This window comes from Paludicola sp. MB14-C6, from assembly GCF_030908625.1.
In the GTDB taxonomy this organism is placed as follows: domain Bacteria; phylum Bacillota; class Clostridia; order Oscillospirales; family Ruminococcaceae; genus Paludihabitans.
Window position 1 is genome coordinate 2588422 of sequence record NZ_CP133133.1, and the last position, 14496, is coordinate 2602917.

16 protein-coding genes are annotated in these 14496 nt (G+C 33.1%); 9 read left to right on the forward strand and 7 right to left on the reverse strand.

All coding sequences use genetic code 11. The features are described 5' to 3' along the window. Positions 1-21: 21 nt before the first annotated feature. The 4 genes from RBG61_RS12300 to RBG61_RS12315 all read left to right on the forward strand — a co-directional run bounded on the left by RBG61_RS12300 (position 22) and on the right by RBG61_RS12315 (position 3617). Complete coding sequence (locus RBG61_RS12300; RefSeq protein ID WP_307943955.1) at positions 22-555, forward strand: hypothetical protein; 534 nt, start codon at positions 22-24, stop codon at positions 553-555. Between the two features lie 170 nt (positions 556-725). After that, positions 726-2558: an excinuclease ABC subunit UvrC gene (gene uvrC / locus RBG61_RS12305; protein WP_307943956.1), complete on the forward strand. Its 1833-nt coding sequence runs from the start codon at positions 726-728 to the stop codon at positions 2556-2558. Between the two features lie 34 nt (positions 2559-2592). Next, positions 2593-3255, forward strand: a complete 663-nt coding sequence (locus tag RBG61_RS12310; RefSeq protein ID WP_307943957.1) for an HD domain-containing protein — start codon at positions 2593-2595, stop codon at positions 3253-3255. A gap of 167 nt (positions 3256-3422) precedes the next feature. Next, positions 3423-3617, forward strand: coding sequence for a hypothetical protein (locus RBG61_RS12315; RefSeq protein WP_307943961.1), 195 nt, complete (start codon positions 3423-3425; stop codon positions 3615-3617). 244 nt (positions 3618-3861) lie between these two features. Here the strand turns inward: RBG61_RS12315 and RBG61_RS12320 are convergent, their stop codons facing one another. Continuing rightward, the gene (locus tag RBG61_RS12320) at positions 3862-5583 is read right to left on the reverse strand and encodes a B12-binding domain-containing radical SAM protein (protein WP_307943962.1); all 1722 of its coding nucleotides are present in this window, start codon (positions 5581-5583) and stop codon (positions 3862-3864) included. A gap of 226 nt (positions 5584-5809) precedes the next feature. Between RBG61_RS12320 and RBG61_RS12325 the strand changes: the two genes are divergently transcribed. The 4 genes from RBG61_RS12325 to RBG61_RS12340 all read left to right on the forward strand — a co-directional run bounded on the left by RBG61_RS12325 (position 5810) and on the right by RBG61_RS12340 (position 9453). Continuing rightward, positions 5810-6352: an NADH peroxidase gene (locus RBG61_RS12325; protein WP_307943965.1), complete on the forward strand. Its 543-nt coding sequence runs from the start codon at positions 5810-5812 to the stop codon at positions 6350-6352. A gap of 425 nt (positions 6353-6777) precedes the next feature. Further along, the gene (locus RBG61_RS12330; protein ID WP_307943968.1) at positions 6778-8064 is read left to right on the forward strand and encodes an L-lactate MFS transporter; all 1287 of its coding nucleotides are present in this window, start codon (positions 6778-6780) and stop codon (positions 8062-8064) included. Between the two features lie 64 nt (positions 8065-8128). Further along, a complete protein-coding gene (locus tag RBG61_RS12335; RefSeq protein WP_307943971.1) occupies positions 8129-8686 on the forward strand; it encodes a thymidine kinase in 558 nt (185 codons plus the stop codon). A 98-nt stretch (positions 8687-8784) separates the two neighbouring features. Then, on the forward strand, positions 8785-9453 hold the full coding sequence (locus tag RBG61_RS12340; protein ID WP_307943973.1) for a lipase family protein: 669 nt from the start codon (positions 8785-8787) through the stop codon (positions 9451-9453). A gap of 577 nt (positions 9454-10030) precedes the next feature. On the opposite strand, the gene RBG61_RS12345 is transcribed toward RBG61_RS12340, so the two are convergent. Next, complete coding sequence (locus RBG61_RS12345; protein WP_307943974.1) at positions 10031-10477, reverse strand: hypothetical protein; 447 nt, start codon at positions 10475-10477, stop codon at positions 10031-10033. A gap of 1 nt (position 10478) precedes the next feature. After that, positions 10479-10685: a helix-turn-helix transcriptional regulator gene (locus tag RBG61_RS12350; RefSeq protein WP_307943976.1), complete on the reverse strand. Its 207-nt coding sequence runs from the start codon at positions 10683-10685 to the stop codon at positions 10479-10481. Between the two features lie 142 nt (positions 10686-10827). Between RBG61_RS12350 and RBG61_RS12355 the strand changes: the two genes are divergently transcribed. Beyond that, entirely contained in the window at positions 10828-11268 is a 441-nt protein-coding gene (locus tag RBG61_RS12355; protein WP_307943978.1) for a GNAT family N-acetyltransferase, read from the forward strand. 105 nt (positions 11269-11373) lie between these two features. On the opposite strand, the gene RBG61_RS12360 is transcribed toward RBG61_RS12355, so the two are convergent. The 4 genes from RBG61_RS12360 to RBG61_RS12375 all read right to left on the reverse strand — a co-directional run bounded on the left by RBG61_RS12360 (position 11374) and on the right by RBG61_RS12375 (position 14387). After that, complete coding sequence (locus tag RBG61_RS12360; protein WP_307943981.1) at positions 11374-12063, reverse strand: hypothetical protein; 690 nt, start codon at positions 12061-12063, stop codon at positions 11374-11376. A 20-nt stretch (positions 12064-12083) separates the two neighbouring features. Beyond that, positions 12084-12779 (reverse strand): hypothetical protein, encoded by a 696-nt coding sequence (locus RBG61_RS12365; protein ID WP_307943982.1) that lies wholly within the window; start codon positions 12777-12779, stop codon positions 12084-12086. A gap of 89 nt (positions 12780-12868) precedes the next feature. Next, the gene (locus RBG61_RS12370; RefSeq protein WP_307943983.1) at positions 12869-13585 is read right to left on the reverse strand and encodes a hypothetical protein; all 717 of its coding nucleotides are present in this window, start codon (positions 13583-13585) and stop codon (positions 12869-12871) included. Positions 13586-13673: 88 nt separating this feature from the next. Further along, positions 13674-14387, reverse strand: coding sequence for a hypothetical protein (locus RBG61_RS12375; protein WP_307943985.1), 714 nt, complete (start codon positions 14385-14387; stop codon positions 13674-13676). Between the last annotated feature and the right edge of the window lie 109 nt (positions 14388-14496).

Sequence of the window (14496 nt, forward strand, 5' to 3'; positions counted from 1 at the left end):
CAACAACAAGGAGGCCTTTTCATGAAACGCTTTATCAAACTTCCAGCCGTATTATTGACAATCTTGTTATTATGCACAAGCTGTGCAACAAGACCAAAACTTACTTACGATAAAGATGGGATTTATACCGGATTTAACAATATCCCCAAAAACTATACATCAGAGAATGCATATAAGGACGGTTGCTATGTAATCGACTCAAAAGCAAAGCAAGGTTATTATAGCGATAAAGCATGGACTAAGTTTATTGAAGATACGAAAAAGAATAAAAAATGTAGTGTCCGCATTGTTTCTGTGTATGATGATAATACTTATGTTAAGGACTTATTCTATGATGGGAAAAGTTATATTTATATTGCTTCCGATAAAAAAGAAAATGTATATCAATACAAATATCTATTAAAGTTACAAGGAACTGCACCAAATGCTGTAAAAAGCGGTACGTTTTTTTATCTTACGAATGATAAAGACTTGACTTATAACAAAGTTATATGGTCTATGCTTAGTAGTAATAGTAAGGATCATCTGGATGGAAAGTTTGTTATAATGGATTAAACAACCAAAAGAGATATTGATTTTGTTCAATACCTCTTTTATTATCCATTCTTTTCAATTGCAATATATCGTGATATAATAATATTAAAAGTTAGGGCATTGCATATGATAAACTTATAATAATTAAGGTTGTTGGAATTACCAATTGGTATAAATAAGGAATACTGATTATGAATAAAAAATTAGATCAACTGAGTGAAAAAGCAAGAAATTTAACCGATTTACCCGGCGTTTACCTTATGAAGAACGCTAAAAAAGAGATTATCTATATCGGTAAAGCAAAGAATCTCAAAAATAGGGTGAGCAGTTATTTTGTCTTGAATAATCCAAGCCATAATGAAAAAGTGCGCAAGATGGTTTCGCAAGTAGATGATTTTGACTATATTGTAGTAGATAGCGAATTTGAAGCATTGGTTTTGGAGTGTAGTTTAATCAAGCAGAACACCCCCAAATATAATATTTTATTAAAAGACGATAAAGGCTATTCCTATATCAAAATCACCAAAGGCGATTACCCAAAAATTACAGCTGAATTGCAACGATATGATGATGGTGCAGACTATATCGGCCCTTATACAAGCTCTTTTTCAGTAAAACAAACAGTGGAAGAAGTAAACAAAATTTTTAAGCTTCCAACGTGTAATAAAAAATTTCCACAAGATATGCGGAAATCAAGGCCATGCTTAAACTTTTATATCAAGCAATGTATGGGCGTTTGTAAAGGAAAGATAACAAAAGACGAATACAATGATAACATTAATGAGGCATTGGCATACATCAAGAAGGGAAGCTCTAATTTAGTAACAAGATTGACAGAACAAATGGAGCAAGCAAGTGAAAATCTTGATTTCGAAAAGGCAGCTAAATTGCGTGACCGTATTCTTGCAATAAAAAAAATAACGGAAACCCAAAAGGTGTATATGATTAACCAACCCGATCAAGACGTGATTGGATTTTCACAAAATCTAACGGATGCAACAGTTGCAATCTTGAAATTCCGTAATGCACAATTAGTCGATAAAGAAGACTATAGCTTTAACGATATTTATGATTTAAGCCAAACACGACAAGAATTTTTAAATCAATTTTATTTGTCTACCAATGATATTCCAAAACAAATTATAATAGATGAAGCATTTGAAGGTATGGAACTACTTAGCGATTATCTATCTCAAAAACAAGGAACGAAGGTTACTGTCAAAATTCCCGCTATTGGTGATCAAAAGAAACTAGTTGAAATGGCACAATCCAATGCGAGCGAAAAGCTATCCAAAAAAGTGGAACGTACAGGCAGAGAAGTAACAGCACTTGCTGAGCTTACAAAGCTTTTAGGTTTACCTAAAACGCCCGAATATATTGAAGCATACGATATTTCCAATTTAGGTGATAGCTCAATTGTTGGTGGTATGGTTGTTTTTTATAACGGCCGTCCATTAAAAAAAGCATATAAGAAGTTTAAGGTAAGCGAAGGCAACGGACAAGACGATTACAGAAGTATGCGTGAGGTAATCAGTAGAAGATTTGAACGCTATTTTGAAGAAAAAGATAATGGCGAAGGCTTTGGACGCTTACCAGATTTAATTTTGCTAGATGGAGGTAAAGGTCACGTTGCGGCAATTAAGCCAATCCTAGAACAAATGAAATTGGATATTCCTTTATTCGGTATGGTAAAAGATGCAAAGCATCGTACAAGAGCGATTGCTATTGACGGTGGAGAAATATCTATCGCATCTTATAAATCCGCTTTTTCTTTTGTAACAAATATTCAAGATGAAGTACACAGATTTTCAATCAATTATCAAAAGAAAGTACACAAGAAAAGCTCATTTGAAATTACACTAACTCGTGTTGATGGTATTGGCGAGAAGAAAGCAGCAACACTATTGAAAACATATAAAACCAAAGCTGAGTTAAAAAAGGCGACAATTGAGCAGTTACGAGAAACAGCGAAAATCAATGAGAAAATAGCAACAGAGTTATATCATTTTATTCAGGAATTATAAATGAATAAAATGAGCAAAAGAAAGGATACACATTATGATAGTAACATTCAATGAAATCAAACATAATCAAACAATACGATGCTATATTGACGAAGCAGATCGGTCATTAAAAGCATTGGGATATACTGAGCATTCCTATGCCCATGTTACACGTGCGGCAAATACTGCCGAGATGATTTTGAATACGCTTGGATATTCTAAGCGAGAAGCAGAGCTTGCAAAAATTGCAGGTTATATGCACGACATTGGAAACGTAGTCAATCGCATAGACCATGCACAGAGCGGTGCCGTTTTGGCTTTTCGTTTGCTCGATAAACTGGGAATGGAGCCAAATGAAATTGCATTGGTAATCAGCGCAATCGGTAACCATGATGAGGGAACTGCATCTCCAGTAAACCCAATCGCAGCAGCACTTATCTTAGCCGATAAAACAGATGTACGTCGTTCCAGAGTCAGAAATCAAGATTTAAAAACCTTTGATATTCATGATAGAGTAAATTATGCAGCAGAGAAAAGCGATATTTATTTTTCAGAGGGTAATAAGGCTATTATCTTAGATTTAACAATTGATACATCTATTTGCCCTGTTATGGATTATTTTGAAATCTTTTTAAACCGTATGTTATTAAGCAGAAAAGCAGCAGAATATTTAGGCGTAAACTTTGAATTGCTCATCAACGGTCAAAGATTGCTGTAGAAGAGAATGTCATAGTAATAATTTTCTCTGTAATCGTACGGTTTTCCACTATAACAAGAGCGATGAAAGTTTACCTCCCTTGTAAAAGGGTGGGGGACCGCTTGCGGTGGTGGGATTCCCCCCTTATAATGAAACAAAATAAAATTGACAACAAAGGAGAAAAGACAATGGAAAAGCAACAAAAAAAGCGTAATTTTTGGTTTGGCGTAGCAATGTTTTTATTCGGTATCATAGTTGGATTTTTAGTAGCACCAATTAAAAAAGGCACAAACGTAAAGGTAATCGGAAATATTGATTCTGAATCAGCAAAAGAATTCTTGGAAGATGAAACAGAACCTGAAGAAGAAATAGCCTTAGAATAAAACTAAAACCTAGAGAATTTTCTCTAGGTTTTAGTTTGTAGAAAAACGGAAAGCGCAAGGAAAACTTATTCTTGTGAAACAAAGCATTTTTCTCCATGCTTTTTGGGGCAATTGCCCCAAAGCACGCTCAAGCTTGGGCGGATAGCCCAATAATATAGTAATAATTAATCTTATACCTTACAAATATTAAATAATATTTTCTTTTTCAACAGTCTAACCTAGAAATCTTTCTCTAGGTTTTAATTTATGATAAGCAAATCACTTCATATTTTGCGTTTCCTAAGATGTCGCAATCACGATAATTGAATAAAACTGGGGTAACTTCTTGCTCATTTGTAATCGGGTTAAAAGGGAAAACTTCAATATGGGCGCTTCGAATAATTTGTTTGGTATCAAACTCTTCATATTCTGAAAGATACTTCATAACATTCTCTTTGTTATCAATAAATTCAAATACGGCAGTTTTATAATCTTCTTTCATAGAAATGTCTAGCCAATCAGGTAACTTTTTCGCTTTCTCATGGCTGTATAAATCAAATAGCGCATACCATTTAAAGCTTGTATTCTCTTTCTTGTCAAGCGTTTGAAAGAAATCCCATAAAATCGAATAGGTTTCCACTTTTGAATGAGATAAGGTATGCAAATTATTTACTTCATAATATCCTGCCAGTGCTTCAAAAAAACGAAATGGTGAAGAAAAGAAGCCACATAAATAACGGACTAACAGCTGATAACGGTTTGAGTTATAATACATCTCAACCATTTCTTCAATCATTTTTAGCTTAGATATTTCGTCATAGGTTAACCAGTTGGTTTTTAAGATTTCATAAGGCGCATAGCTAGTATATACTAAACCATAATTACAAGCATTATCAAACAATCCGGAACCTTTAAGCAGCTTTAAAAAGCCAAGCTGTAGTTGATCGGGGTGAAGCCCATATACATAATTAAAGGAATGCATAAAGCTATCATACCCTTCAAACGGTAACCCTGCAATTAAGTCTAAATGCATATGAATATTATTTTTCTCTTGTAAACTATGAATAATGGGAGTTAGCTTTGAAGTTTCGGTTCTGCGCTTAATCGCTTTTAGCGTTTCTTTATTTGTAGATTGTACTCCGATTTCAAATTGAAATAGCCCACGTCTTGCTTGATATAAATACGCAATCATTTCATGATCTAAAAGCTCAGCAGCAATTTCAAAATGAAAGTTTGTGTATCCGTTATCATGTTCCATAATATATTGCCAAATAGCCATACAATGCTGTTTATCGCAATTGAAAGTTCTGTCAACAAATTTAACCTGTCTTACTTTATTCGTTAAAAATATGTTGAGGTCATGAAAAACACGCTCTAATGAAAGATAACGCACACCGCCTGTGCCACTTGATAAACAGTATTGACACCGAAATGGGCATCCACGGGTAGATTCATAATAGATGATTCTATTGTCCAATACATCAAAATCATCATATACAAAAGGTATATCATCCAAAGGAATTGCCGCAGAAAGCTTATTACTGATAACTTCACTGTTGTTTCTGTAAGTGATACCTTCCACATCAGAATAATCTTCATTGTGCGTTAGTCTGTCAATTAACTCTGAAAATGGAATTTCACCTTCTCCGCAAATTACAATATCGCAATCTGTGTTTTCTATTACTTTCCTACTATCATAGCTAACTTCGGGACCACCAAGAAAAATTGTTGTTTGTGGTAAAATCTTTTTTAGCTCTTTTACTAATTTCTTAATGATTTCATAGTTCCATATATAACAAGAGAAACCTAAAATATCAGGCTTTTGTTTTGCTATTTCACGTAAAATAAATTCTGTTTGATGGTTGATTGTATATTCACAAGTAGTAATGGATATATTTTGTTTTTGCTCGGTATATTTTTTTAAATAGCGTATTGCTAAATTGGAATGAATAAACTTTGCGTTAATTCCAACAAGGATAGTTTTCATATAAGATATCCCTTTCTTTTGCATTATGTTTTTCTATATGAAAGAAGTTTTATTTGCATAATCTTATTTTAACATAATTTTTTTAAAAAATCTTGATATTTATTAAAAAAGGGCTTGACTTAACTATACTAATATGGTATAGTTTAAACATGATAAAAAATAACTTCGACAAAAGTAATATAAGAAGTCAAAATTAAAATTTAATTTGAAAAAGGAGAAATTAATTATGAAAAAATTTGTATGCCAAATCTGTGGTTATGTTCACGAGGGAGAAAATGCACCGGAATTTTGTCCACAATGTAAAGCTCCAGCTTCCAAATTTGTTGAACAAACTGATGCTCAAGTAGCTTATGCTGATGAACACAGAATCGGTATTGCTGCTGATGTTGATGCTGAAATCAAAGAAGGCTTAGAACAAAACTTTATTGGTGAATGTACTGAAGTAGGTATGTATCTTGCAATGTCACGTCAAGCTGACCGTGAAGGTTATCCTGAAATTGCAGAAGCATTTAAAAGATATGCTTTAGAAGAAGCAGATCATGCAGCAAGATTTGCTGAGTTGCTTGGTAATGTTGTAACAAACTCTACTAAAAAGAACCTGGAATTAAGAGCTGCAGCAGAGCATGGCGCATGCGAAGGCAAAATGAAGATTGCAAGAAGAGCAAAAGAATTAGGCTTAGATGCTGTTCATGATACTGTTCACGAAATGGCAAAAGACGAAGCTCGACATGGTAGCGGCTTCTCAGGCTTGTTAAGAAGATTCTTCTAATTTAAAATATTCTATCATTTATAACATATTATTATTTTGCTGTATTCAAAAGAGTACAGCATTTTCTTTTAAGGTTTGATTTTTGTTTAAACAAAATGTACAATTGGTGGCTTGAAGTTAATTCGAAATATAGATACTGTTCCAAACTTTTTTCAATGGGTTGACAAGACAATATAATTATGTTAAATTATCAAAAACCATATAAGGAGAAGAATATGACAACTTTATTTACACTTTCAATTTTACTCATTAGCCTTATTATTAACGTAGTAATTATTATGTTAACAAATAATAGGGTTTACTTGGGTTGTGGTGTAAAAGATAAGTGCTATATATTATAGAGAAATATACCTATCAATGAAACAACAAGCTCTACAGTGAACTCACTGTAGAGCTTTTGTCATATATTAAAGGAGATGATATCTATGAACCAGAAAACAACAAAGCGCATAATTCCCGTATTGGCGGCAATCGTAATTCAACTATGCTTAGGAACAGCATATATTTGGAGTATCTTTCAAAATGGTATTGCCAAAAGTTTATTTGGTGGAGACAATGCATCCGCTGGATTAACTTTTTCACTTTTACTAGCTATGCTTACAATTGGAAGCACAATTGGCGGAAAGCTCCAGGATAAATACGGACCAAGAATGATCGTTATTCTTGGGGGTACTATTATGGCACTCGGATTTTTTATAGCATCATTCACAACAGCAAATGCACCTTGGATGCTATGGCTAAGCTATGGAGTGATAGGCGGAATTGGTATGGGATTTACATACTCTACAACTATAGCTTGTGTACAAAAATGGTATCCGGACAAGCGTGGACTGATTACAGGTGTCATCGTAGCAGCTCTTGGCTTTGGCGGAGTATTATTTACTCCGATAATGGAAAAAACAATTAAGCTTTTCGGTGGCGTAGGTATAGGAGAACTAAAAACTTTTAGGCTGCTTAGCTTTATTTTTATCGTAGTATGTACTTTAGGAGGACTTTTCATTCAAAACCCACCAATAGGGTATCTTCCAACAGGCTATGTGCCTCCATTACCAAAAGCAGGGCAGCTAAATAAAGATTTTACACCAGGAGAAGTTCTAAAAACGCCACAATTCTATATGGTTACTATGGCATTAATGCTCGCTTGTATGGGCGGACTTATGATGATTGGCTTTGCAAAACCAATTGCAATTGCAAAGAATATGGCTGAAACAGCAACGGTTGGTGTATTGGTAATTTCGCTGTTTAACTCATTTGGACGATTGTTCTGGGGAGTGGTGTCCGATAAGCTTGGAAGAAAAAATACAATTCTATTACTTTTATGTGGAACGATGGGGCTTTCTTTGCTTGTGAACCTTGTAACAGGATATTATATCTATGTGTTAATCGGCTTAATCGGATTTTTCTATGGAGGTTTTTTAAGTAATTTCCCATCTTTTACTGCTGATATGTTTGGCACAAAATACAATGCAACAAACTATGGTATGGTATTAGTCGGTTTTGGTATTGGAGCAGTAGTATCAACTTATATTGCAGGATACTATAAAAACCTTGCTGCAACGGATATCAATTTAATGTTTCCTGCATTTATAATAGCTTCTGTTGCAGCTGCAATAAGTTTAGTGCTGATTGCTTTTGTAAAGCATCCGAAAGAAAAGACTGTAAATGAAGATGTAAAAATGACAAATTCAGAATTTGTAACTGATTCAAACTGATTATATTGTACTTTCCTCAATTTCATATTATAATAGATACATTATGAAAAGCAAGGATGATACTATGCCGAAATTGTATTTTAAATATGGGGCAATGGGAAGTTCCAAAACAGCACAAGCATTGATGACAAAATTCAATTATGAAGAAACGGGCTATCGTGTTGGACTAATGAAGCCAGCAGTTGATGATAGAGATGGAGTCAATATCATTAAATCACGAATTGGTTTACAGGATGTAGGAATCATTATACCTCATTCTATGAATTTATATGAGTGGTTTCAAACACAAGATTTTGACGTATTGATTATTGATGAAGCTCAGTTTTTATCAACGGAGCAAATTGAACAACTAAAACAAATAAGCTTTGAATTTGTTCCTGTATTATGTTTTGGATTGAAAACAGATTTTACTACACATATGTTTGAGGGAAGCAAACGCCTTTTTGAAATAGCCGATTCTTTAACTGAAATTAAGTCAATTTGCAAATGTGGAAGAAAGGCCGAAGTAAATGCAAGGCTTAACAATGGTAAAATCGTGAAACAAGGCGAACAGATTTTTATGGGTGGTAGTGAATCTTATATTGGATTATGTTATGATTGTTGGAAAAAAGAAAAGCTATAGAAAAAAGCATTTCTTATAAACTATCTTTCTTACATTAATATTAATTCGATTTTTATCAAGTATTACCTAAGCTGCATAGTATGGCTTAGGTGATGAAAATGAATAAACAAGAATTATTGTCTATGATAGAATTGTCGGGATTAGCCTATGGAGAACATCAACCATTAGATAAAGATGAGCGGGTATATAAATTCAATAGCGAGAAAACAGGCGTTCAATATAGCGTTCGTATATTAGGTGATACGATTAAAATTATTTTTCGAGGAACCGATTCGCTAATTGATGCTATGACAGACTTTAGATTTTGGAGAAAATCAATTCCTTATGGTAATTACTATTCAAAAATAAAAGTGCATAATGGTTTTATTAATGCATATAAGTGTGAAGATGTGCGAGATGAAATTCATACTTTTATTACGAATGATATTGAAAAAATTTGGATTACCGGTCATTCTTACGGTGCGGCACTTGCTTGTTTATGTGCAATTGATTTACAATATAATTTCCCGGAAAAAGATTATGAGGTAGCATTATTTGGGTGCCCGAGACTTGGAAATTCTGCGTTTCAAAGGTCATACGACAAGCGTATTTTTAAAACGATACGGGTAGAAAACGGAAATGATGTAATAACCAAGTTGCCATTTGCATGGATGGGATTTCGTCATATCGGAACGAGGCTGCATGTAGGTAGTCCTAGAATATTGTTTTTATACTCAGTAAAGCAACATAAATCACAGTCTTACTATGAACAAATGATAAAACTATAAAAGGATGCAACGAATTTTCGTTGCATCCTCATCTTGTAGAAAAACGGCAAGCGCAAGAATAAATGAATATTAGAAGAATTTTACTTGCGAAAATTGTTTTTTCAAAAATGACATATAGCAATATTTAAATATTCTATCGAATGTTATTCGCGTGGAACAATTGCTGGTCGCATAACGATTTTACAAGAAATTATCTAGGGGAGCAAATGAAGAATAATATAGTACAAGCTTTACCTTTATCAATTTCGTACTAACTATGACGCGATGTCATATAAAAAACAATTTTGAGAAACAAAGAATTTTTTATCCATGCTTTTTGGGGCGATTGCCAAAAAGCATGGTCAGGTTTGGGCGGATAGCCCAATATACATAATAGCAAGAATTAACCTTATATCTTGCAGATATTAAAATGTAATTTGCTTTTTCTTCAGTTCAATATACTTACTTCATAAAGCGCTAACATTAATATCACAAGTTAGAGCCATTGAAAAGCCTCTCCTAAAGGAGAGGGGAACCACAGCAGTGATGGAGAGGTTTAAAAATTGAAACAATTTTCTCGAGTGAGAGCCATTTGTGTTTATAACTTCTTTGAATAGTAAAAAATACACCCTACATAAACGAATAGTACGCATACAGTAGCTATTCCTAAAGTGATAAAAACAATATGATTGAAGAACCCAGCAATAATTGTTGCTATACATAAACCCATTAAAGACCCACTCATAGCAATAGAACAAGATTTTTGTTGAATCAAACATTCTCGTTCATCGGTTTGTCTAATATAGAGCTTCTTTAGGTATGTTGGTCGTTTGAGCGCAATCATATAGCTTATAATATGATAAAGAAAAACGCCAGACATTCCAGTTATTCCACCAAACTGATAACCTTTCATGAAATCAGATATATGAGGCATTTTTGTTTGCATTGGAATGAATGCAATAATGATAATTGAGCATATTGCAAGAATAAAAACGATAGTGTATATCCAAATCTTTTTCTTTAAATCTTTTTTAAACTGATCCATGTTAATTCTCCTCAATGCCGCTAAAGTCAAAGACGTCTTCAATCGTTAACCCAAAGTAATGGGAAATTTTATATGCTAATGCCAGCGAAGCTGTATATTTTTCATTTTCAATTGAAATAATGGTTTGCCTTGTAACATTAACAGCGTTTGCAAGCTCTTCTTGTGTTACTTTATTTTGCTTTCGCAACTCATGTATTTTTGTTTTCATATTATCCCACCAAATTGTATAGTTAGCTTTACATATAAAGTATATCATATCATTATCACTTGTCAAGCAATGCCATATAAATAATTGAATATCGTTCATTATAGGATTATAATATTATTAAAACAAGAATTGTGGTGATAGTATGGCAGCATATAGTATTAGAGAAGCGCAGGAAAAAGATTATTTTGCAATTTGGGATATTTTGTGTAAAGTTTTAGGTTATACTGAGCTGACTCAAAAACAAACAATCGGTCAATTAAACCGAATTCAAGCACATTCCGATTATCAAACATATGTGGCTGAGGCAGACGGTAAGGTAATTGGATTTATCGGCTTATTTCGTGGATTGGCATATGAAGATGATGGGGAATACCTTAAAATTATGGCACTAGCAATATATGACGAATACCAAGGTCGAGGTATCGGTAAAGCTTTATTGCAAACAGCTGAAGCCTATGCTAAAGAACATAAAATGGATTGTATTGGACTAAACAGTGGTTTAGCAAGGCAACAGGCACATCAATTCTATGAGAAAAACGGATTTGTAAAGAAGAGTTATGGATTTAGTAAGGTATTAGAATAATACATATAAATTAAGGCATCATCGTGTAATACGATGATGCCATTTTACTATTAATAGAAATGAAAACGAGGGTTGCTTATTTTATATGAAACGTGTTGTACTTGTTTATTTTTTACGTAGCCGATTACAATTTCCGCATATTGGAATATTATTCTGGTCAATAGAAGAAAGATAGTCTATGACATCTTTGATTTGATAGCTATGTTGGTTATATTTTAAATCTCCATACGAATTTACAACTTTCATATCTTTCAAAACATTATAACTGCCATCATCATTCTTTTGCATAAATAAAATATATTCATCCTTTGGCATCATAATATTTCCGTTAAATTCTCGAATTTCTATATAGCTATTTTCTTTCTTTTCTTCGCTAAAATCATCTAAAAAGGATTTTACAAGACCCTGTTCTGATAATTCTTTCTCACGAAGTACTGTTGGAAGGTATCCGGTACACGTTTGAAATTTCAATGTTCGTTGTTTTGAACCTAAATACGTTTTTTTACAGCGAAATGAAATGTCGGAAACAAAAGAGTTGCTTTTAGTATCGTGATACATAGACGTAGCAGTTTTTACTGTTCCATGCACAATTAAGTCTGAATGTATAACAAGTTTTTCTAAGGAATCCAATACTTCTCCGTTACTGGGAAACCAAGATGTGTTTTCTCCACCTTCCTTTATAAGAATTTTTTTAGGTGTTTTCCAAAGGAAGTGTTTCACTTCGTCATGAGTATTGCAACTGAATAATAAGCAACACGTACAAATCAGTATAATAGAGAAAAGTCTCTTTTTCAAAATTAGCACCCTTTCTGATATTATTTTATTTCTTCATGTTGTCTTCTATATTCACAACTATAACAAATAGGCTTGTTGTTTTTATCAATTTTAGAGATATAGTCAATAACATCTTTCACTTTATGTTCATGTCCATTGATAGTTTGGCTTGCATATTCTCCGTCAATTTTCATTGCTCCCGGAGCAGCGCCAATAGGGAAGTATGTTCCATCTTTTTCTCTACTTAAAAATAGAATAAATGTATCTCCAGGCAACATATAATTTTCCTCAGAGCATTTTGTCTTGACATAGCTATTTTTACGTTGTTCTTTTGTAAATTGCTTACGAAATTTATCTAAATAACCATCATGCGCTACCATTTTTTCATATTCACTAATTGGTGCATATCCAGCAGCATATTCAACTCGAAAAGACGTAAACGGATAGCCGTAATAAACAGTAATATTGTCGAAAGTAATTTCATTCGTTAAATCTTGATATTTCTCATTCCAGTACAAATAAGTTTCATTTTTCACTGTTCCTTGAAAAATAATATCAGAATGTTTTACTAATACCTCTAATGAGCGAAAATCTTCAGTATAAGAAGGAATACCTCCGCCAGCAGTCAATAGAATTTTTTTCGGGACTTCCTTCATTATTTTTCTACCATTACTACACCCAATTAAGCAACCCGACAATAGAATACAAAGTACAATAACGAATAACTTACGTTTCATGAAATCAGCATCCTTTCTGAAGAAGTTTTATTAAAAAGTATGTAGGAAACGGTCTTAACCATTTCACAGAGAGACTATAGTTTGAATTTCTACGGCTTTTCTTTTTTCTTGTAGTACTCTATTGCTTCTTTACGTTTTTGCTCACAATCATAGCAAATTTCCTTGTTTTTATAATCTACTTTAGAAATATAGTCAATAACATCGTTAACTTTATACTCATGACCATCAATAGTTTGATTTGCATACTCGCCATCAATTTTTATGGATCCTGCAAAGGTGGAAACTGGATAATAGGAATTATTAGCCTGTTTCTGTAAAAATAAAATAAAACGGTCACCAGGCAACATATAATTTTCTTCGGCAAATTTTACTTGAACATAACTGTCTTGTCTTTGTGCTTCACTATATGCCTTTTGAAAATCTTCTAAGTAGCCATCGTGCTCTACCATCTTTTCATATTCACGAATTGGTGCATATCCAGCGGGATATCTAAATTGTACGTTGTTAAGGTTATCTCCATAATAGACTTTATCTATTTTGAAAGTAATATCTGTATATAAATCTCCATACTCCTCATCGCAATACATATAAGTTTCAGATTTAACTATACCCATAACAATTAAATCTGAGTGCATAACAAGTTTATTTAGAGATTTTAAATCTTCATGATATGAAGCAAGCCCACCACCAGATTTAAATAATATCTTTTCAGGGACTTCTTTCATTATTTTCCTACCATTACTACACCCAATTAAGCAACCTGTTAATAGAATACAAATTACAATAACGAATAACTTACGCTTCATGAAAGCAACACCCTTTCTGATAAAAGCTATACTAAAAGGTATGTGGAACGGTCTTGGACGTTTCACAGGGAGACTATAGTTTGAATTTCTACGGCTTTTCTTTTTTCTTGTAGTACTCTATCGCTTCTTTACGTCTTTGCTCACAATCATAGCAAATTTCCTTATTTTTATAATCTACATTAGAAATATAATCAATAACATCTTTTACTTTATACTCATGACCATCAATAGTTTGATTTGCATACTCGCCATCAATTTTCATTGCTCCGGATGAAATACCTACAGGAAAATAAGTACCATTACTCTGCTTTCTTAAAAACATAATAAAATGATCTCCTGACTGCATGAAATTTTCATCACTAAATTTTGCTTTTATAAATGCATTTTGTCTTTGCTCATTACTAAAATTTTCTCTAAACTTTTCTAACATCCCATAAGTTTTCAAGTATTTTTCGTATTCATCAACAGATGCATACCCTGCAGAATAACGAAACTGTATTTTATCAGAATTAGAACCTAAGTAAGTTTTTTCAACTGAAAAATTGATTTTAGAATAAAAAACATCATCACCATCATATACTAAATAACTAGTGGTATCAACTTTTCCCTCTACAATTAAATCTGCATGCCTCACCAAGTTTTCTAAGGTGCTAAAATCCTCAATATATTCCGGAAGTCCCCCACCTTCAGTCAATAGAATTTTTTTCGGGACTTCTTTCATTATTTTCCTACCATTACTACACCCAATTAAGCAACCCGTTAATAGAATACAAATTACAATAACGAATAGTTTACGTTTCATGAAACAGCACCCTTTCTGATAAAAGATATACTAAAAGCTATATAGAAACGGTCTTGACCATTTCACAGAGAGACTATAAGTGACTCCCTACGGCTATTATATCCTTACA